Genomic DNA, 19,210 nt, shown 5'->3' with positions numbered 1-19,210 from the left:
GACAACCAGCCCGGCCCTGCCCCGTCGGCATTTCGGAATCAAGTCGAGTTGTGGGGCAGGAGTATTTCAGAAACTGACAGAAATGTATTTAGCAGGCTGCTTATACGCACAGATAGTCTGCGCCAATTACACAAACATGGTTCCGCTCACCGTCAGCCCAGAATCGCGTTACCAGAACGCAAAAAAGCTCCCGAAGGAGCTTTTTTAGATAAGAAGCAATGATAAGAAGCTTCTTGCCCGCGCGCTATCGCAGGACTTCGACCCGTTCAGGGGATGCTCAGCTCAGGGCTGCAATCACCTGGTCGCGGATAGCATCCATAGAGCCTACACCTTCTACCTTGCTGTACTTGGGTGCGGACTCGGGCTGGCGCTGTTCCAACTCGCGGTAAAAACCGACCAGAGGCTCGGTCTGCTCGTGATAGATGGAAAGACGATTGCGTACGGTCTCTTCACTGTCGTCGGTGCGCTGTACCAGCGCTTCTCCGGTCACGTCGTCCACGCCTTCAGTTTTGGGCGGGTTGTACACCAGATGGTAAACGCGACCAGAACCCTCGTGTACACGACGGCCGGACAGGCGCTTTACGATTTCTTCGTCGTCCACGGCAATTTCCAGCACGTGGTCGATGGCTACTTCAGCGTCCAGCATGGCCTGGGCCTGGGGAATGGTGCGAGGGAAGCCGTCGAACAGGAATCCATTAGCACAATCCGGCTCTGCGATACGCTCTTTGACCAGAGCGATGATCAGGTCATCGGAAACCAATTTGCCGGCAGCCATGATGTCTTTGGCCTGCAGCCCCAGCGGGGTACCCGCCTTGACCGCCGCCCGGAGCATATCCCCGGTTGAAATCTGAGGAATTCCAAACTTCTCGGTGATGAACTGGGCCTGAGTACCCTTACCAGCGCCCGGAGCGCCCAGAAGTATGATTCGCATAAAGAGATAATCTCCAGATCATGCCGAGGCGCAGCGCAGTCATTGCGGCGGGCCACCGTAAAAAGAGCGCTACCTTACACTTTGCCCCATGCCAGAACAAGTCCGCATGTGGCCTGGCCGAATTCGGTAATTTTTTTACAAAACTCGGCCATTTTATTCCGGATTCAGGAGTTTAGCGCCACTTACCGTTCTGCGACCGGCCCCGCCCGGTCCTCAAAACTACTTCTTGGACTCTTCCCAAAGCTGGTCCAACTCTTCCAGAGTGACGTCTGAGGGCTGTAAATCCCGTTGTTTCAGTGCAGATTCCACCGCGCCAAAACGCTGCTGGAATTTGCGATTACACTGGCGCAGAGCCGCCTCCGGATCCTCATTCAGATGCCGGGCGACATTGACGCAAGAGAACAGCAGGTCTCCCAATTCTTCGCGGGAATGTTCGCTATTTCCACTGGCAATGGCTTCGCGCAATTCCCTCAACTCCTCTTCGACCTTGGCCAATACGCCATCGATCTCGGGCCAGTCAAAACCCACTTGAGACGCACGTTTCTGTAGTTTGGCGGCCCTGGTCAGTGCCGGCAATCCCGCTGCCACACCGTCCAGAGTGCCCCTCTCTCCCTTGGCTTCCCGCTCCGCTGCCTTGATCGACTCCCAGTTGGCTTTCACCTGCTGCTCGTCGATCTCGCGGGCCTGGTTGTCCCCATGCAGATCGCCGGAAGGAAACACGTGGGGATGGCGTCGCACGAGTTTTCGCACCAGGGTGTCGACAATGCGGGGAAAATCGAAATGGCCCCGCTCCTGTCCCAACTGGGCATAAAAAATCACCTGAAACAGGAGGTCACCCAGTTCTTCATGCAGGTGCTCAAAATCTTCCAGCTCAATGGCCTCTGCCACTTCGTACGCCTCTTCAATCGTAGAGGGAACAATGGATGAGAACGTCTGCTTCAGGTCCCAGGGGCAACCGCCATCCGGGTCACGCAGCTGTGACATCAGAAACTGCAGGTCTTCAACGGTATAGGTTTCTTTCATGTCTGCCATCAGGTTACAAAATCAGTGAAGAATACGCCGGTTGGCCGAGGCAACGTTCGGCAGCTGGTTGATGCGGTGCAGCACCTGACTGAGCTCTTCGAAATTGTGGATCTCGGCAGTAATTACCATATCTACCGTGTGCTTGTGCTTGTTAGAGCGGGTCTGCATGGCGGTAATATTGATACGCTGGCTATCCAGCATGGCGGTGATATCCCGCAACAGGCCGTGACGGTCGTATGCTTCCACCATGATTTCCACCGAATAGAGGTCGCTGGGTTTTTCCGCCCACTCCACCTGCAGGATGCGCTCCGGCTCATCAGACTGCATGCGCAGCATATTGGCGCAGTCCTTGCGGTGGATGGAAACGCCGCGCCCCTGGGTGATGTAGCCCATGATGTCGTCTCCCGGCAACGGGTTACAGCAACGGGCGATCTGCGTCATCAGGTTGCCCACACCGTCGATATAGACATCCGCCTGCCCTTCCCGGGCAACCGGCGCCGTCAGGGAAACTACCGGCTCTCCGCTCTCGACTTTCACCATGCGCTGAGCTGAGTTGAGCACCTGGCCGACACCAATATCGCCGGCGCCAACCGCCGCGTAGAGGTCGTCCAGGGAATGCATGTTGAGTTTTTTTGCGAGCTTCTCGAAATCGAAATCCGCTAGCGCCAGTCGTTTGAATTCGCCATCGAGAATGGTGCGTCCTTCCGCGATATTCTGATCCCGCGCCTGCTGCTTGAACCAGTGAATGACTTTGGCCCGGGCCCGCGAGGTGGTGATGTAACCCATGCTCCGGGAAATCCAGTCACGGCTGGGCGACTCCCGCTTGCCGGTGAGGATTTCCACCTGATTGGCGGTTTGCAGCTCGTGATTGAGGGGCACAATGCGCCCGTCTACCTTGGCCCCCCGACAGCGATGCCCGATTTCTGTGTGGATCCTGTACGCGAAATCCAGCGGGGTGGCGCCGCGGGGAAGATCGACCACGTGGCCATCCGGGGTAAATACATAAATTCGGGTGTCGACGTCGCTAGCCTGGAGATCGTCCTGTAGCGGGTTGCCCCCCACTTCTTCGTGCCAGTCGAGCACCTGGCGCAGCCAGGATATTTTCTGCTCGTAGCCGTCCTGACCATCCAGCTGGCCGGATTTTTTGTCGGTTCCCTTGTATCGCCAGTGCGCACACACGCCGTACTCGGCTTCCTCGTGCATGGCAAAGGTACGGATCTGCACTTCCAGCACTTTGCGCTCGGGACCGATGACCGCGGTATGCAGGGAGCGGTAGCCATTTTCTTTCGGCGAAGCGATGTAATCGTCAAATTCGTTGGGAATGTTGCGCCAAAGGTTGTGCACGATTCCGAGCACCGCATAACAGTCCCGTACCGTGGGGACCAGGATACGCACCGCGCGAATATCATAGACTTGGGAAAACCCGATATTTTTTCGCCGCATCTTCCGCCAGATGCTGTAGATGTGTTTGGCCCGTCCAAATACTTCGCCTTCGATCTCCGCCTTGGACAGTTCGTTGCGCAACATGTCCAGCACATCGTCGATATAGTCCTGCCGCGCCAGACGTTTTTCATCCAGCAACCGCGCGATCTGCATGTAATCGTCGGGCTCCAGATAGCGGAAGGAAAGGTCTTCCAACTCCCACTTGATATGTCCGATACCCAGGCGGTGGGCAAGCGGCGCATATACGTCAGCCACTTCCCGCGCGACCCGGCGCCGCTTGGATTCATCCGCCTTTTTCGCGGCGCGGATGGCACAGGTGCGCTCCGCCAGCTTGATCAGCGCCACGCGCACATCGTCCACCAGCGCTACCAGCATGCGTCGGATATTTTCCGAATGCTCTTCTACCGCACCACTCTGGTTTTCCTCGCCGGTATCCGCACTGCGATTGCGGATCACCGCCATCTGCAGGACACCGCGGATCAGTTTGGCGATGGTTTCTCCCATTTCCTCGGAGACAACCTTAAGGGACAGGCGATTTTCACGTACCGCACGGTACAGCATGGCCGCACACAAGGCTTCACCATCAATCTGCAGGTCCGCGAGAATTTCGACCATTTCCAGGCCGGTAAGAAAGCTGCTGGTCCCTTCCGCCCAGATATTTTGCGCATCGATAGAGCGATGCTCTGCCTCTTCGCTGATTTCAATGGCCTTGCGGAGGGTCACCAGAGTCCCGCCGTCCAGCTTTGCCAACGCCTGAATATGGCGCAGCCAGGCTTCCCTATCGAGAGTGCCGTCGGCCAGTCGCGGGTAATTTTTTCTGACTTGTACCAATGTATTAACTCGCGGTCAGAATGATCGGAAAAATGTGCTTAGGCGTTTAAGCCGTAGCTTCGGCGTTAAACAGACCGGAAGAAAGATACCGGTCACCGCGATCGCAGATGATCGCCACAATCGTGGCATTCTCTACTTCCCGGGAAATTTTCAGGGCGCCGGCAACCGCACCGCCGGACGATACCCCGCAGAAGATGCCTTCTTCCCGGGCCAGGCGACGGGTCATCTCCTCCGCCTCCTGCTGACTGATATCCATGACCCGGTCAACTTCATCCGGTACAAATATTTTCGGCAAATAAGCCTGAGGCCAGCGGCGAATACCCGGGATGGCAGAGCCCTCTGTGGGTTGCAGACCGATAATTTCGACTTGCGAGTTTTGCTGTTTCAGGTAGCGACCGCACCCCATGATGGTTCCGGTGGTTCCCATGGAAGACACAAAATGTGTGATCCGGCCTCCGGTCTGACGCCAGATCTCAGGCCCGGTCGTTTCGATATGGGCGGTAGGGTTGTCGATATTGGAGAACTGATCCAGCACCAGTCCCTTCCCTTCCGCTTGCATTTGTAATGCCAGATCTCGCGCACCTTCCATACCCTGTTCCGCGCTCACCAGAATGAGTTCGGCTCCGTAAGCGGTCATTGCTGCCTTGCGCTCTTCCGTAGCGCTTTCGGGCATGATCAGGATCAGACGGTACCCCTTGATCGCCGCTGCCATGGCCAGCGCAATACCGGTATTGCCACTGGTGGCCTCGATCAGCGTATCGCCCGCTTGGATCTGACCTCGGGCCTCCGCGCGGCTGATCATCGACAGCGCCGGGCGGTCCTTTACGGATCCCGCGGGGTTATTACCCTCCAGCTTGAGCAGGATGGTATTGGAAGTCTCTCCCTGAAGGCGCTGCAGCCGCACCAGGGGGGTGTTGCCAATGCAATCGGCAATGGTCGGGTATTCCATAGTCAACATCTGATCCATCGGACTATTCAAGGGACATGGCGGCGCACATTCTACCCCCGAGGCGGCGCGGCTGCGACTTCACATCACTGGAAGGCAGTAGATTCCGCGTAAAAACCGACTATTTTGGGGTGGCTTCTGTGGCCAGCAGGCGTAGAATCGGACAAAAATAACACAACTGCCGCAGAAATCATGGCCTACGCTCCCCCCAATCATTCCCGCTCCGCGCCTCAGCCACCACTGGCCAAGTCGTCGCAAGAGGGAAGCCACAAGCGACGCACTGGCAACCGCCCGCTGTCGCTGCGGGCGATTATGTTCCGCTACACCATGGCGCCAGCCCTGATCATTTCGGTCCTGCTGAGCATGCTGTTTACCCTGCAGCAGATGAGCGACCGCCGTGACCTGTTATTGAGTCACGGTCGGGCCAGCGCGGAGCAACTGGTGGAGCTCATTCACCTCAGCGACGGTCATTCATTCGAAGACCGTATCAAGTGGCTGGATAAAAGCCTGCTGGCACTGATGCTGGAGCGGGATATGATCCGCTCGGTTCAACTGTACCGCGCCGACCGCAACGATGCCGGCGAGGAAGAATTCACCCTGATATCCAGCGTTGGTCCGCGTCCGCGCACCGCATTTAAAGCAGAGGAGCTGCGGGGCAAGCAGGCCCATATTTACGAAGACCTGAAAAGCCTGCAGGTGCTCCACCCGCTGCGTGGGGAGGACACCAACTGCTGGCTAACCATCGAGTTACACCGCCCCTACTTCCTCGTGGGCACCTACCAGGTGGCACTGGTTGGCCTGCTCGGGCTGATCGTGTGCGCACTGATCGCACTGGTGTGGGCCGTGGCACTTTCCGAACGCGCATCCCGCAGCCTGGAGCACTTCAAAGACTCTCTGCGCGCAATCGGCCAGGGGAAATTTACCGCGCGCGCGGCCAAGTCCGGCAATCTGGAGATGTCCCAGCTGGGAGAGGAAATCAACCTGATGGCGGACAACCTGGCGGAGTTCCTGCGGGACTACCAGGACGGCCTGCACCAGTCCATGGAAGACCTGCGCCAGTCGCTGGATTCCATGGAAGAACAGAACATTGAGCTGGAACTCGCGCGCAAAAAGGCATTGGAAAACAGCCGGGTGAAATCCACCTTCCTGGCCAATACCAGCCACGAGATACGCACCCCACTGAACGGGATCATCGGGTTTACCAACCTGCTGTTGAAAACCGAAGTAGACCAGCTGCAACAGGACTATCTGCAGACCATCCTGCGCTCAGCGGAAAGCCTGCTTACCACCATCAACGACATTCTCGACTTCTCACGCATCGAGTCCGGCAATCTGGTGCTGGATCACAGCCCCATGAACCTCGGTCAGGTTCTGGAAGAAACCCTGCAGATCCTCGCGCCCTATGGCTACGAGCACAACCTGGAGCTGGTGCCCTTTGTCGATCCACAATTACCACCATCGCAGATCGGTGATCCGCTGCGAATCAAGCAGATCCTGACCAACCTGGTCAGCACTGCCATTCGCTGCTCGGAGAACGGCAGCATCCCGGTCCGCATTGCTGTACAGAGCGGTAAGGAATCCGAGTTGATGATGAGCATCAACATCGTCGACAACGGTGCGCGCTGTGACGAACAGGGGCGCCGCGAACTCAAGCAGTTACTCGGCAATAATCCGCCGCAGCAGATGACCAACAACGGTATGGGCCTGAGTATCGCCCGAAGCCTGGTCCACTCTATGGGTGGAGAACTGGCCATCGAAGACAACGACCAGGGAGGCTGCTCCTACTGGGTGCAACTGCCCCTGACGATCGACCGCAACCGCTCGGCGGTCACCCGCGAACAGTTCCCCGGATGCCGCCTGTTGCTTGTAGACCCCAACCCCATGACCCGCCAGCAGATTTATCAGCAATTGACGTACTGGCAGGCGGAGCCTCTGGAGCACAGCGACAGCAGTAATCTGGTACCCACCGTTGAGCAGATGTGGCGACACGACGCTCTGCCGGACGCCCTGATTATCGATACCTCGGTGGCGGAAGACGATTTCGAAGCATTTATTGGCACCGTGAAGCAGCTCGTGGATACCTATCAGTGCCGCGTAATCATCCAGGGTTCTCCGGTGGATTTGCGCCGCTGCTACGATGCGCTGCGCTCGCGGGTACTCGCCTTCCTGGGCAAACCGGTGAGCCGTGAAGGGCTATTACGCGCGCTCAAGCGTGCGGTCCCCAATCAGGCCCAGTCCCGCCCCCAGAACGACAGCTTCCCGGTTCTTCCCTGGCCAGCCAAGCCGCGAGTACTGGCAGTGGATGATTACGAAGCGAATCGCCTGCTGATGAGCGAATTTCTCAGCGCCCAGCATGTCGAGGTGACCGTGGCTGCGAGCGGCGAGGAAGCACTGCAGCTTTGGCGGGAACAGCATTTCGATATGATTTTCATGGATATCCAGATGCCCGGTATGGACGGCATCGCCACGACCGCGAAAATCAGAGAGGAAGAATCCGGCCGACGCACACCGATTATTGCACTGACCGCACACGTGGGCACCGAGGAAAAATCCCGCCTACTCAGTGCCGGACTCGACGACTACCTCAGTAAACCCGTCAGCGAAGCCCAGCTCACCCACACCGTAAAACGCTGGATGGAAGTTTACGCCCCACCGGCTTCGGCGGAGTCTCAGTCCCCACTCAAAGGACCCAGACTGGTAGATATCAGTGACAGCCTGAACCTTGCCAACCAGGATTCCGGCCTGGCCCGCGACCTGCTGGGTATGCTGCTGAAGGGGCTGCACGACGACGAGCAGGAGCTGTCCCGTTTGCATCGGGAAAAAGACCATCAAGGCCTGTTTGAGCGGGTACACCGCCTGCACGGTGGCTGCTGCTACTGCGGTGTACCGCGCCTGCGCGCGGCAACAGAACAACTACAGGAGCTGTTACGCCCGGTACGAGACCAGCACACGCCACAGTTCGACGAGAAGGCTTACCAGAGCGCTTACGACAAGGTCAGAGAAGAGATTCGCAGCCTGCGCGACTGGGCTGCCGACCAGGACCTGGAGGCCCTGTTTGGACTGGAGGACGACTCGGAGGAAGATTCGGAGGAGCCCAACAAAGCAGCAGAGCCCGCAGCAAAGTAAAAAATGACAGCCAGGCTATTAGCTTTCGCTGTAGACCTGGCGAAACAGCTCGCGGCTGCTGAGTGGACGACTGCCGAGCAGCGGCTGTAACAGGAGGCGGGTAAGTCGCTTGGTCGCGGAGAGGGTTTCACTATCCGGAGCCGCTGTGGCTTCCAAGTTCATCAGTTGTGCCATGTGCAACAACTGCTCACCTTGAAATTCCCCGGTGCGCAGTGGACGCCCCGGAGGCACAACCACTGGCATAAACCCCTCTTCCTGGGTCAACCTGTACACGGCGTCGGCACGTATCGGCGCGTGGTCCATGGGACAGTAATCCAACTCCGGACAACTGCCCAGTGCCTGCAACAGGCTCAACTCAAAGCAGCGCAGCGGCATTTCAAGCTCCGAGCTGTGGTCACCTGACACCGCCGCCAACGCATCCAGCAGTCGCTGATAGGCCGCGAATACTGACACCAGGCTCTCCCCCTCCGGCAGTAAGCGCACCAGCAATTCATTGGCGTACAAGCCAGCATACACGGCCCTCCCCTTCAGCCAAAGGGACTGCCCGGCGCTTTCCAGAGGTCCAAGAGTTTTCAGGTTGTGACGCCCCAGCAGGGTCACCAGCAGAGGGGAGAAAGGCTGCAGAGCCCGCTGTCGCCGCTGTTTGTCACGGCGCGCCCCGCGGGCAATACAGGAGATGCGTCCGTAATCCGGGGTCAGCAACTCAAGAATGAGGCTGGAATCCCGGAAGGGACGCGAGTGCAGAATATAAGCCGGTTGCGGGGGCAGCTGCTGCACGGTGATTCAGGGTTCAGTTCAGCGCTTGTCCACGTAGCCAAGGCTGCGCAGCGCACGCTCGTCGTCGGACCAGCCGGATTTCACTTTCACCCACAGGTTCAGCATGACCTTGCTGTCAAACAGGCGCTCCATATCCAGCCGCGCCTGCTGGCCGATCTGCTTGATCCGCTCGCCCTTGGTGCCGATCAGGATGCGCTTCTGCCCGTCGCGCTCGACCAGGATCGCCGCGCTGATATGCAGGATCTTGCCCTCCTGCTCGAACTCTTCCACCTCTACGGTCACCGAATAGGGAATTTCCGCACCCAGCTGACGCATGACCTTCTCGCGAATGATTTCCGCGGCCAGGAAGCGAGAACTGCGGTCGGTGATCTGATCTTCCTCGAAAAAGTGCACACCTTCGGGGAGACGTTCGATAATCACGTCTTCCAGCGCCTGCAGGTTGGACGCGCGCAACGCGGAAAGCGGTACAACCTCTGCATCCGGGAAGCGCTCGGACAGGGCCTGCAACTGCGGCAACAGTTCCGCCTTGTCCTCAAGCTGATCCACCTTGTTGACGGCAATGATCAGCGGGCACTTGAGGCCGCGCAACTTCTGCGCCACCAGTTCGTCACCTTCGGTCCAGCGCGCCCGCTCCACCACGAACACCACAACGTCCACGTCCCGGGTGGAACTGATGGCCGCGCGGTTCATGTAGCGGTTGATCGCCTTTTCTTCGCCCGCGTGCAGCCCGGGAGTATCCACGAAGATAATCTGGTTACTGCCCTCGGTCTTGATACCGAGCATGTTGTGGCGGGTCGTCTGGGGTTTGCGCGAGGTGATGCAGATTTTCTGCCCCAGCACATGATTCAGCAGCGTGGATTTACCCACGTTAGGCCGGCCGACAATGGCCACGTATCCACAGCGGGAAGGTGGGTTGTTTGATTCACTCAAGGAAATTCTCCGGGGCCCTGGGGCCGTCCCACCGCAAGCCATTAAACGAGCCTGAAACGTGGGCAATTGATAATGATGCCGATTATAGAGTCAGCCCTGCCCGGTCAGTCGAGCGTAGGCTTCGCTGGCGGCGGCCTTCTCTGCCGCGCGCCGGTTGCCGGCGGTACCGCGCACCGGCTTGTCCAGCCCGTGCACACTGCACTCCACCACGAACTGCTGGGAGTGCTCCTCACCACCGATCTCCACCACCTTGTAGGCCGGCAGCGGCTTCTGGCGTGCCTGCAGCCACTCCTGCAAGCGGGTTTTGGGGTCTTTGGCAGTTTCCAGTGACAGCTGGTCGAGACGAGGCCCGAACCACGCCAGCACTCGCTCACGCGCCGCTTCCAGACCCGCATCCAGGTATATCGCGCCGATGATTGCCTCTACCGCATCGGCAAGGATGGAGGCGCGGCGGTGTCCGCCACTTTTCATCTCACCCTCGCCCAGGCGCAGGCACTCGCCGAGCTCGAGCTCCCGCGCCAGCTTGGCAAGTGTCTCGCCACTGACCAGTTGCGCGCGCAGGCGACTCATCTGGCCTTCGCGACCTTCCGGGAATTTTTCAAACAGGGCGGAGCTGATGGTAAACCCGAGGATCGAGTCCCCCAGGAATTCCAGCCGCTCGTTGTTGCGGCTGCCGTGGGATCGGTGGGTGAGCGCCAGAGTGAGCAGATCCGCCCGGGTAAACTGATATCCCAGGCGGTTGCCAAGTCGTTGCAGGTGGAGGTCTGTCACCGGTTAGTAATCGTCTCGCTTGCGAAACTGCTCAAGGTCCACCAGTGGCTCGCAACAGAGCTCGGGCTTGGCAGTATTCAGTTGTTTATCAAACTTCATCACCACGTCCACATTCTGGAACAGCGGCTGACGCAGCTCGTAATTGATGCTGACCAGGGTGCTGTCGGCACCGCGGATAATTTTTACCGACTGGGTCGGCTCACCACGCACATTGTTGATGGTGAAGAACCGGTCGAGCTCCCGCTTGATCTCGGTGTTGCTCATCTCCCGGATACCACTGTTCTGGGACAGACTGTGCAACCCCTCCTCCACAAAGTGCGCATCGATGTAGGCCGGTCCCAACTTGGACACAATCGTCAGGCCGAAACCGAACACCGCAATCACAAACAGCCAGCCCCAGTAACTCATGCCCCGTTGTGCGGCCAGCGGTGAATGTTGTTGTAATGTCATTGCGTAGTACCGTTTTATCGTTATTTAAAGCCGGTCCATGGTTTAAGTATTTGTGGTATTTATCGAGTCCTACTCGATGCCACCCACCCGGTCAAAGCTGGGCAGGCTCATTAGTTTGTCCCAATGCATCCAGATTGCAAAGGCCTTGCCGACAATGTCCTTCTCCGGCACGAATCCCCACTTACGGCTGTCCAGGCTGTTGTCCCGGTTGTCACCCATCATGAAATAGTGGCCTTCGGGCACGACCAGCGTGCGGATATTGCCGTAAATGCTCGGATTGACCTGCTTGGCCATCAGGTGACGCTGGCCATCGATGTCCTCCCACAGGAATTCTTTTTGCGGGTTACCCGGGGGCAACGCCTGAATCAGCTCCTGAGGCGCGGGCTTGCCATTGATGAACAGCTGGTTGTTAACCACCTTGATTTCATCCCCCGGCAGGCCGATAACACGCTTGATGTAATAGGTCTCATTGGCATGAGGCGGGAAGAACACCATCACGTCCCCACGCTTGGGCTCGCCGATATCCACCACCTTGGTGCGGGAAACCGGCAGGCGCAGACCATAAGCGTATTTATTAACCAGAATAAAGTCGCCCACCTGCAAAGTGGGGTCCATGGAAGCGGACGGGATCTGGAAAGGCTCGACCAGAAAGGAGCGCAGCACAAAAACAATCGCCAACACCGGGAAGAAGGACTTGGCGTACTCCACCACCACAGGCTCCTGCGGCTGCTGTCCCTTCGCGGCCAACGCTTTACGCCCACGCGCCAGAAACAGCACATCAAACAGCCAGATTACCCCTGTCACCACCACCAGCAACAGCAAAATTAGGGGGAAATTGATATCCATTCAAAAGTCTCTTTCTGACTGGTTTTTATCGAATGCTTTCCGGGCCCCGGCACCTGCCGGGGCGTCTCGGCACTATGAAATCAGTTATCAACCTTGAGCACGGCCAGGAATGCGTCCTGCGGCACTTCGACCCTACCCAGTTGTTTCATACGGCGCTTACCCGCTTTCTGCTTTTCCAGCAGCTTCTTCTTACGGGTGACGTCACCACCGTAACACTTCGCAGTTACGTTCTTACGCAACGCTTTTACCGTGGTACGCGCAATCACCTGACCACCAATGGCGGCCTGGATGGCCACGTCAAACATCTGACGCGGAATCAGCTCTTTCATCTTTTCTGCGAGCGCGCGGCCACGCTGCTGCGCATTGTCCCGGTGCAGAATCACCGCCAGCGCATCCACGCGCTCACCGTTGATGAGGATATCAAGACGAACCAGTTTTGCCGGGTCAAAACGCACAAAGTTGTAGTCCAGAGAGGCGAAACCACGGCTTACCGACTTGAGCCGGTCGAAGAAGTCCATGACCACTTCGCTCATCGGCAGCTCATAGCGCAGGGAAACCTGCCCACCCACATACTGCATGTCTTTCTGGATCCCGCGCTTTTCCACACACAGGGTGATCACATTACCCAGGTACTCCTGGGGCACGAGGATATTTGCCTCGACGATCGGCTCGCGCATTTCCTCGATCATGCCCAGGTCCGGCATGCGCGAGGGGTTGTCCATATTGACCAGATCACCGTTGGTCAGCTGCACCTCGTAAACCACAGTGGGCGCTGTAGTGATCAGATCCAGGTCGTACTCGCGCTCCAGGCGCTCCTGAATGATCTCCATGTGCAGCATGCCGAGGAAGCCACAGCGGAAGCCAAAGCCCAGGGCATCGGAGGTTTCCGGCTCATAAAACAGCGAGGCGTCGTTCAGTGAGAGTTTGTCCAGAGCATCGCGGAACGCCTCGTAATCGTCAGAGCTCACCGGGAACAGGCCCGCGTAGACCTGTGGCTTCACCTTCTGGAAGCCCGGCAGCATCTGCACCTCTTCGGCGCCCTTGGCGTGGGTCAGGGTGTCACCTACCGGGGCACCATGAATATCCTTGATACCCGCCACCACAAAACCCACTTCACCGGCGCGCAGCACGCCGGTCTCTTTGCGTTTGGGGGTAAATACGCCCACGTTGTCCACCACATGGGGACGGCCGAGGGACTTGGTAACAATCTTGTCTTTGGTTTTGAGCGTACCCTGCACCACGCGCACCAGCGACACCACTCCGAGGTAGCTATCGAACCAGGAGTCGATAATCAGTGCCTGCAGCGGCGCTTCCACGTCACCTTCCGGCGGCGGTACCAGACGCACCAGATCCTCCAGCACGTCCTCGACACCGATACCGGATTTGGCACTGCAGCGGGTCGCGTCGGTGGCATCGATGCCGATGATGTCTTCGATTTCCTCGGCCACCTTTTCCGGTTCCGCCTGAGGCAGGTCCATCTTGTTCAGTACCGGAATCACTTCCAGGCCCTGTTCGATGGCGGTGTAGCAGTTGGCTACGGACTGCGCTTCAACACCCTGGGCCGCGTCCACCACCAGCAGCGCGCCCTCACAGGCGGCCAGAGAGCGGGATACTTCATAGGAGAAGTCCACGTGTCCGGGCGTGTCGATGAAATTCAACTGGTAGGTTTTACCGTCGCGAGCGGTGTAGTCCAGAGTCACGCTCTGAGCCTTGATGGTAATGCCCCGCTCCCGCTCGATATCCATGCTATCGAGCACCTGTGCGGCCATCTCGCGGTCGGTCAGGCCGCCGCAGACCTGGATAAAACGGTCGGCGAGGGTGGATTTTCCGTGGTCGATGTGAGCGATGATGGAAAAGTTGCGGATATGGGAGAGATCAGTGGCCACTGCGAGGATAAAACCTTTTAAAAATCAGTGAGTTAATGAGCGGACCGGGCCGCGCTGTGGGCGCAAGTCTAACAGGTTGCAGGAAAAGTGCATCCGATCTGCGCGGAGCCCCGGTAATTCAAGGGCTACAGGCCATTAATGGGCCCCGTGTACTGCGGGGCCCGTCCGCTCACCGGTCTCAATCCTCCTCGATCTGGATAGTGCGGAAAGTGGGCTGGCCGCCGCGGAAGAAGCGGATCGGCAACAGCTCACCCTTGGGCAATTTCTTGACGATTTTCTGGTAGTCCGCCAGAGATTCCACCTGGTCAAAACCCAGCTGGGCGATGATATCGCCGCCGCGCAGGCCCGCATTGGCGCCAGCCTTGCCGGGGACTACCTGCTTGACCAGCACGCCACTTTCCACGCCGAGGCGCTGCTTGAGGCTCTCCGGAATCTCATCCACCACCAGCCCCAGGCGGCCGCCCACATCGGAGCTGGCGGGCGCACTTGACGCCTGCTGGCCATCGTCATCGCCGGGCAGCGCACCCACGCGCACCTTCAGTTTGCGCTGATCGCCTTCGCGCATCAGGACCACAGGCACTTCGGAACCCGGGCGGATCTGCCCTACTACATGCGGCAGGTCGCCGGACATATTGATTTTCTCACCGTCGAAGTGGGTAATGATGTCACCGACCTTGATGCCAGCCTGGTCCGCCGGAGATCCGGCCTCGAGCTGGCCCACCAGTGCACCGGACGGCTTACCCAGCCCCATAGCGGTGGCCAGTTTGCGGTCCACGTCCTGGATACCTACACCCAGCCAACCGCGATCGACACGCCCTTTCTCTTTCAGCTGCGCGACCACGTCCTGGGCCAGGCTCGCGGGAATCGCGAACGACAAGCCGATGGAGCCGCCACTGCGGGTATAAATCTGGGAGTTGATACCTACCACTTCGCCATCCAGATTGAACAGTGGACCGCCGGAGTTACCCGGGTTGATAGCCACGTCGGTCTGGATGAATGGCACATAGTTTTCGCGGCTCTCGTTGGGAATACTGCGCCCCATGGCACTGATAATGCCCGCGCTGGCCGAGTAATCCAGGCCAAACGGCGAGCCGATCGCGACTACCCACTCACCCACTTTGACCCGCTCGGAATCTCCCCATCGCACCGTGGGCAGACCATCCGCATCCACCTTGAGCAGTGCCAGGTCGGAGCGCGGGTCGGTGCCCACTACCTTGGCGTCGTACTCGCGGCGGTCTGTAAGGGTAACGCGCACTTCGTCGGCACCCTCTACCACGTGATTATTGGTGACCACATAGCCATCTTTGGAGATGATGAATCCCGACCCCATGCTGGCCACAGGCCGCTGCTGCCGTTGGCGGGGCTCCAGCAGGTGACGGAAGATATCCGGAATCTGCTGTTCGTATTGCGGAGGAATCGCGTTGCGTGAGACGCGGCTGCGCTCCACGGTATTGATTTTTACCACTGCCGGGGAGTTCTGCTCGATAAGGTCCGTCAGTTCCGGCAGGCCGCGCGCGCTTGCGGCGGCTGAAACAAGAAAACAAAGTGCAAGCAAAAACTGCGAGTAGCGTGCAACCATCTTTATTACCCCTGATAAGCGCTTTTACTAATATTCAAAAAAGTGCATTCCGAAAGGTCACCTGCGCGGTTATCACTTGGTGTTATCCGTGACAGGTATCTCTGCTGGCCTATGCTACCGGGCAATACCGGTCGGCCAGTACCACACTGTTAGTTAGGAATTTCGTGGAAAAGTTCTCACAACCGAGTGTAAAACAGTGTTAAGGATTTCATGACACAATCCCATCAAACGCCCGCCAGCGCCATATTGCGCCCCCGCACCCAGCGAGGGCTGTTCCGCACCCAACGACTCCAGTATGGGCAGTCGGTACTGGGCGCACCGCTGTTCTATTTCCCGGCGGACACCTGCGATGAAAACACCGGCATCGTGATGGCCGGCACCCACGGCGACGAAGTCGCCGCAGTGGTCACCCTGTCCTGCGCCCTGCGCTCGCTGGAGGCCGGACAACTGCGCCATCATGTAATACTCGCGGTCAATCCCGACGGCTGCCAGCTGGGAACCCGCTCCAATGCCCGCGGCGTGGACCTCAACCGCAACTTTGCCACCATCAACTGGAAACCCGATGGCACCGTATACCGCTGGAACAGCGCCGCGGAGGAACGCGATGTGTATCTCTCTACGGGCACCCGCGCCGGCTCGGAGCCGGAAACCCAGGCCCTGTGCCGTCTGGTGACCGAACTCGAGCCTGCGTGGATGATCTCCATCCACGAACCACTCGCCTGTGTCGAAGATCCCCTGCAAAGCCCGCTCGGGCAATGGCTGGCAGAGCAATTCGAGCTGCCGCTGGTCACCGAACTCGGCTACCAGACGCCCGGCTCCTTCGGCACCTGGTGCGCAGAGCATCAGTACCCGTGTATCACCCTGGAATATCCGCCCATCTCTGCAGACGTGGCCAGCGAGGAATATCTGGCAGTCATGACCGACTTACTGCGACTTGAGCCCTAGCGGGCAACGCACTATCACAAGTGCTCAGGTCCAGTAGACCCGACCGTCAGCAAAACGCAGTGGATCGACATCCCTGGCCAACCAGGTAGGGCCGTCGAAATCCACAAAACGCGCACTGCTGCCCAGGGGCCAGGCAGCCCGGATCGCCCGGGAGGTGCACAGCATACAGCCGAGCATTATCTGGAACCCCTGTTGCGAAGCCGCCTGCTCCAGCAACAACGCCTCCCGGACCCCGCCAGTCTTGTCCAGTTTGATATTCACCATATCGTAACGGCCCTTCAGCCGCGGCAGGTCCGCGCGGGTGTGGCAACTTTCGTCCGCACAAATCGGCAGCGGGTGCTCAAACTGCGCCAACAGCTGATCCTCGGCCGAGGGCAGTGGCTGCTCGAGCATCGCCACCCCCTGCTTCGCCAGGGATTCGCACAGCGCTGGCAGGCCGTCTTCCGACCAGGACTCATTGGCATCGATCACCAGCTGACACTCCGGAGCGGCAGCGCGCACCGCCGCTACCCGCTCCAGCACCCGCTCGTGATCGAGCTTCAACTTGAGTACCGACACACCCCTATCCGCTGCCGCGCGCGCCGCCTCCGCCATGGCGTGAGCATCCCCGACCACCAGCGTCTGCACCGTGGGCAGCCACGTGGGACCGCCAAACCCGCGTCCGGATTTTTGTTGCTGCCAGTCCTCCAGCGCGCAGTCCACAGCATTGCGCGCCGCCCCTGCAGGCATCACTTCCTGTAACTGCTCGCGGGTCAGCCCGTCGCGCAGCGACGGCAGCACCGACGACACCTCCGCCAGCACCGACTCAACGCTTTCTCCGTAGCGCGGATAGGGCGTGCACTCGCCTATACCGGTCAGCCCCTCAGCCGACAGCTCTACGACCACCACCTCCGCTTCGGTGCGCGCACCGCGGGAAATAACAAAAGCCGTGCGTAGGGGCCAGCTCTCGGCATAGCAACGCCCTTCAAACATCCATATGCTCCTCATCGGCATCACGCCGCACAGGTCAGCATTCAGTGTAGAAAGTTATCCGCATACGGCGGGAAGGAATGGCGAAAAAGCCCACCGGGGGCACTTGCGGGTCGATAAAGAAACCGGGAGGGAGAAAATGAAGGCGCTCTGGGAGCGCGGCAAATGACGTGTCAGAGCACGGGAGTAACGGGAATTACGCAGGGCTTGCCCTGTTCCAGGCGCAAAAACTGGGGCGCCATTGCCGGATTGTCGCGCTGCAAATGGCTGTAAAGACGCACGCACACTGCACCCAGAAGGAGACCACCGAGGGCACCGAGAATGGCCCACAGCTCGCCACCTGACACGCCGCCTAACGCTTGCCCCGCCAGGGCGCCCAGAACCAGCGTCACAAGTGGCACCAGATAGACAAGCAGTGCACTGCTCGCCAGGGTATTCTCGGCAATACCGATGACCACAGTATCGTGCAGCTGGACACGGGAGAGAGTCTCGGGCGCTGCAGACACGCGCACTTGCGACGCCTTTGCCCAGAAGTCGCCGAGGAGCCCGGTACCACAGCCGGACTTGGCAGCACAGCCGTGGCAACCGCTGCGCTGCACGGTTTCCACCCAGATACCGCTTTCGTCCAGGGCCACCACCCTGCCTCGCTCTTCAATCATTGCTCTGGCTCGCTGATTATCCGCGTTAAGTCGCGGGTCAATTTCTGGTAGCCACGGCCTGGGCGACCAACTGAGCAGTATTGTCAGGAATCTCGCCCACCACGGTAATGGTATAGCGATCACCGTTCACTTCAATATGATCCATATAGGCGACGGTAGCTCCGCGTACTGCGCGCCCTTTGTAATTCATTTCCGGCCCGAGCTTTTGCACAAACACGGTAAAGGCGCTGAGGCCATCGCTGTACACCAGCATTTCACCATCCGCGAGTTCACGCGCTGCAACCGCCTTGAAACCGGGCGGCAGCCAGCCCAGCTGCCAGCGGCTCACCAGGCTCCCGCAGTGCCCGGAACCATCGTTCTCGCGCGCTGAATCGGACTGCGGCTGCAGATCACTGTCTTCAATGGGAGACAGATCGAGTTCGACAAACTGGAAGCGCTCCAGCACGCGGCCCGCGGGCGCCACCAGAATGGACTTTAGCGGCAGCCCGGTTTCCTTGTCGACGCTGATCACAACACCAAAGCGATGTGGATCCCGCGGACGCGCCTGCAGCACGACCGCTTCACGATCCGCGATGCGCTCTTCACCGCGAATCAAAAATTGGTAATTGCTCTGTACGTTCTGCAGACCGCTACTACTCCAGAGCCCCGCGCGAGACAGCGGACTACCATCTCGCCGGCACTGGGCGCCGTGCCCACGACTCACCAGCTCTCGTGGCGCTCCTGTGAGATAGCGAATCCGCTCCACCTCCTCACCGTTGCGCACACCGTGTACCACTTCCAGGGTTTCCATCACCCCCACATGCTCGAAGGTAACCAGACCGCGGTACTCAAGGCTTGTCACTGCAGTGGCGAGTTTGGCCAGGATTGCCTGGGTCTCCAGCTCCGTTGCCGGCGATACATAGACCGGGTCTTCCGCGCCTGGCGCCGATGACTCGGTCTGCGCGCTCTCAGGCGGGTTGGGGTTTTCCCCTCCCCGGTCAGTACTTTGGGCACTGGTCAGAGGTACGTGGAGAGACATCGCCAACAGCAAAAAAGCCAACAGCGAGCTGTTGGCTTTGGGGGCGGAATAACTGAAAACTTTCGCCATGTTCATTTCTT

Annotated in this window: 16 protein-coding genes; 2 read left to right on the top strand and 14 right to left on the bottom strand. The window is 58.9% G+C overall.

The genetic code is table 11. The features are described 5' to 3' along the window. Positions 1-277 precede the first annotated feature (277 nt). The 4 genes from adk to cysM all read right to left on the bottom strand — a co-directional run bounded on the left by adk (position 278) and on the right by cysM (position 5,177). A complete protein-coding gene (gene adk / locus ACONT6_RS06165) occupies positions 278-931 on the bottom strand; it encodes an adenylate kinase (RefSeq protein WP_428820881.1) in 654 nt (217 codons plus the stop codon). 219 nt (positions 932-1,150) lie between these two features. Next, complete coding sequence (mazG, locus tag ACONT6_RS06160; RefSeq protein WP_428821485.1) at positions 1,151-1,954, bottom strand: nucleoside triphosphate pyrophosphohydrolase; 804 nt, start codon at positions 1,952-1,954, stop codon at positions 1,151-1,153. 21 nt (positions 1,955-1,975) lie between these two features. Then, positions 1,976-4,228, bottom strand: a complete 2,253-nt coding sequence (gene relA / locus ACONT6_RS06155; RefSeq protein WP_428820880.1) for a GTP diphosphokinase — start codon at positions 4,226-4,228, stop codon at positions 1,976-1,978. 46 nt (positions 4,229-4,274) lie between these two features. After that, positions 4,275-5,177: a cysteine synthase CysM gene (gene cysM / locus ACONT6_RS06150; RefSeq protein ID WP_428821484.1), complete on the bottom strand. Its 903-nt coding sequence runs from the start codon at positions 5,175-5,177 to the stop codon at positions 4,275-4,277. 189 nt (positions 5,178-5,366) lie between these two features. Between cysM and ACONT6_RS06145 the strand changes: the two genes are divergently transcribed. Continuing rightward, positions 5,367-8,300 (top strand): response regulator, encoded by a 2,934-nt coding sequence (locus tag ACONT6_RS06145; protein WP_428820879.1) that lies wholly within the window; start codon positions 5,367-5,369, stop codon positions 8,298-8,300. A gap of 18 nt (positions 8,301-8,318) precedes the next feature. On the opposite strand, the gene recO is transcribed toward ACONT6_RS06145, so the two are convergent. From recO to ACONT6_RS06110, 7 genes are all read right to left on the bottom strand, one after another. Then, positions 8,319-9,077: a DNA repair protein RecO gene (gene recO, locus ACONT6_RS06140; protein WP_428820878.1), complete on the bottom strand. Its 759-nt coding sequence runs from the start codon at positions 9,075-9,077 to the stop codon at positions 8,319-8,321. Positions 9,078-9,095: 18 nt separating this feature from the next. Continuing rightward, entirely contained in the window at positions 9,096-10,007 is a 912-nt protein-coding gene (gene era / locus ACONT6_RS06135) for a GTPase Era (protein ID WP_181253562.1), read from the bottom strand. A gap of 90 nt (positions 10,008-10,097) precedes the next feature. Further along, positions 10,098-10,778 carry a ribonuclease III gene (gene rnc, locus ACONT6_RS06130; protein WP_428820877.1) on the bottom strand — a complete coding sequence of 227 codons (681 nt, stop codon included), beginning with the start codon at positions 10,776-10,778 and terminating at the stop codon, positions 10,098-10,100. A gap of 3 nt (positions 10,779-10,781) precedes the next feature. Then, entirely contained in the window at positions 10,782-11,228 is a 447-nt protein-coding gene (locus ACONT6_RS06125; RefSeq protein WP_428820876.1) for a DUF4845 domain-containing protein, read from the bottom strand. A 69-nt stretch (positions 11,229-11,297) separates the two neighbouring features. Then, a complete protein-coding gene (lepB, locus tag ACONT6_RS06120) occupies positions 11,298-12,074 on the bottom strand; it encodes a signal peptidase I (RefSeq protein ID WP_428820875.1) in 777 nt (258 codons plus the stop codon). Between the two features lie 80 nt (positions 12,075-12,154). Further along, on the bottom strand, positions 12,155-13,960 hold the full coding sequence (gene lepA / locus ACONT6_RS06115; RefSeq protein ID WP_428820874.1) for a translation elongation factor 4: 1,806 nt from the start codon (positions 13,958-13,960) through the stop codon (positions 12,155-12,157). 178 nt (positions 13,961-14,138) lie between these two features. Beyond that, positions 14,139-15,539, bottom strand: a complete 1,401-nt coding sequence (locus ACONT6_RS06110) for a DegQ family serine endoprotease (protein WP_428820873.1) — start codon at positions 15,537-15,539, stop codon at positions 14,139-14,141. A 210-nt stretch (positions 15,540-15,749) separates the two neighbouring features. Between ACONT6_RS06110 and mpaA the strand changes: the two genes are divergently transcribed. After that, a complete protein-coding gene (gene mpaA, locus ACONT6_RS06105) occupies positions 15,750-16,484 on the top strand; it encodes a murein tripeptide amidase MpaA (RefSeq protein WP_428820872.1) in 735 nt (244 codons plus the stop codon). A 24-nt stretch (positions 16,485-16,508) separates the two neighbouring features. Here mpaA and ycjG read toward each other — a convergent pair whose 3' ends face one another. The 3 genes from ycjG to ACONT6_RS06090 all read right to left on the bottom strand — a co-directional run bounded on the left by ycjG (position 16,509) and on the right by ACONT6_RS06090 (position 19,199). Then, entirely contained in the window at positions 16,509-17,456 is a 948-nt protein-coding gene (gene ycjG / locus ACONT6_RS06100; protein ID WP_428820871.1) for an L-Ala-D/L-Glu epimerase, read from the bottom strand. A gap of 170 nt (positions 17,457-17,626) precedes the next feature. Then, positions 17,627-18,112, bottom strand: coding sequence for a SoxR reducing system RseC family protein (locus tag ACONT6_RS06095; RefSeq protein ID WP_428820870.1), 486 nt, complete (start codon positions 18,110-18,112; stop codon positions 17,627-17,629). Between the two features lie 37 nt (positions 18,113-18,149). After that, complete coding sequence (locus tag ACONT6_RS06090) at positions 18,150-19,199, bottom strand: MucB/RseB C-terminal domain-containing protein (protein WP_428820869.1); 1,050 nt, start codon at positions 19,197-19,199, stop codon at positions 18,150-18,152. Between the last annotated feature and the right edge of the window lie 11 nt (positions 19,200-19,210).

It is taken from the genome of Microbulbifer sp. MCCC 1A16149 (assembly GCF_050368945.1).
Lineage (GTDB): Bacteria > Pseudomonadota > Gammaproteobacteria > Pseudomonadales > Cellvibrionaceae > Microbulbifer.
Note: the sequence above shows the minus strand (reverse complement) of the source record. Positions and strands in the feature narration are given on the sequence as shown.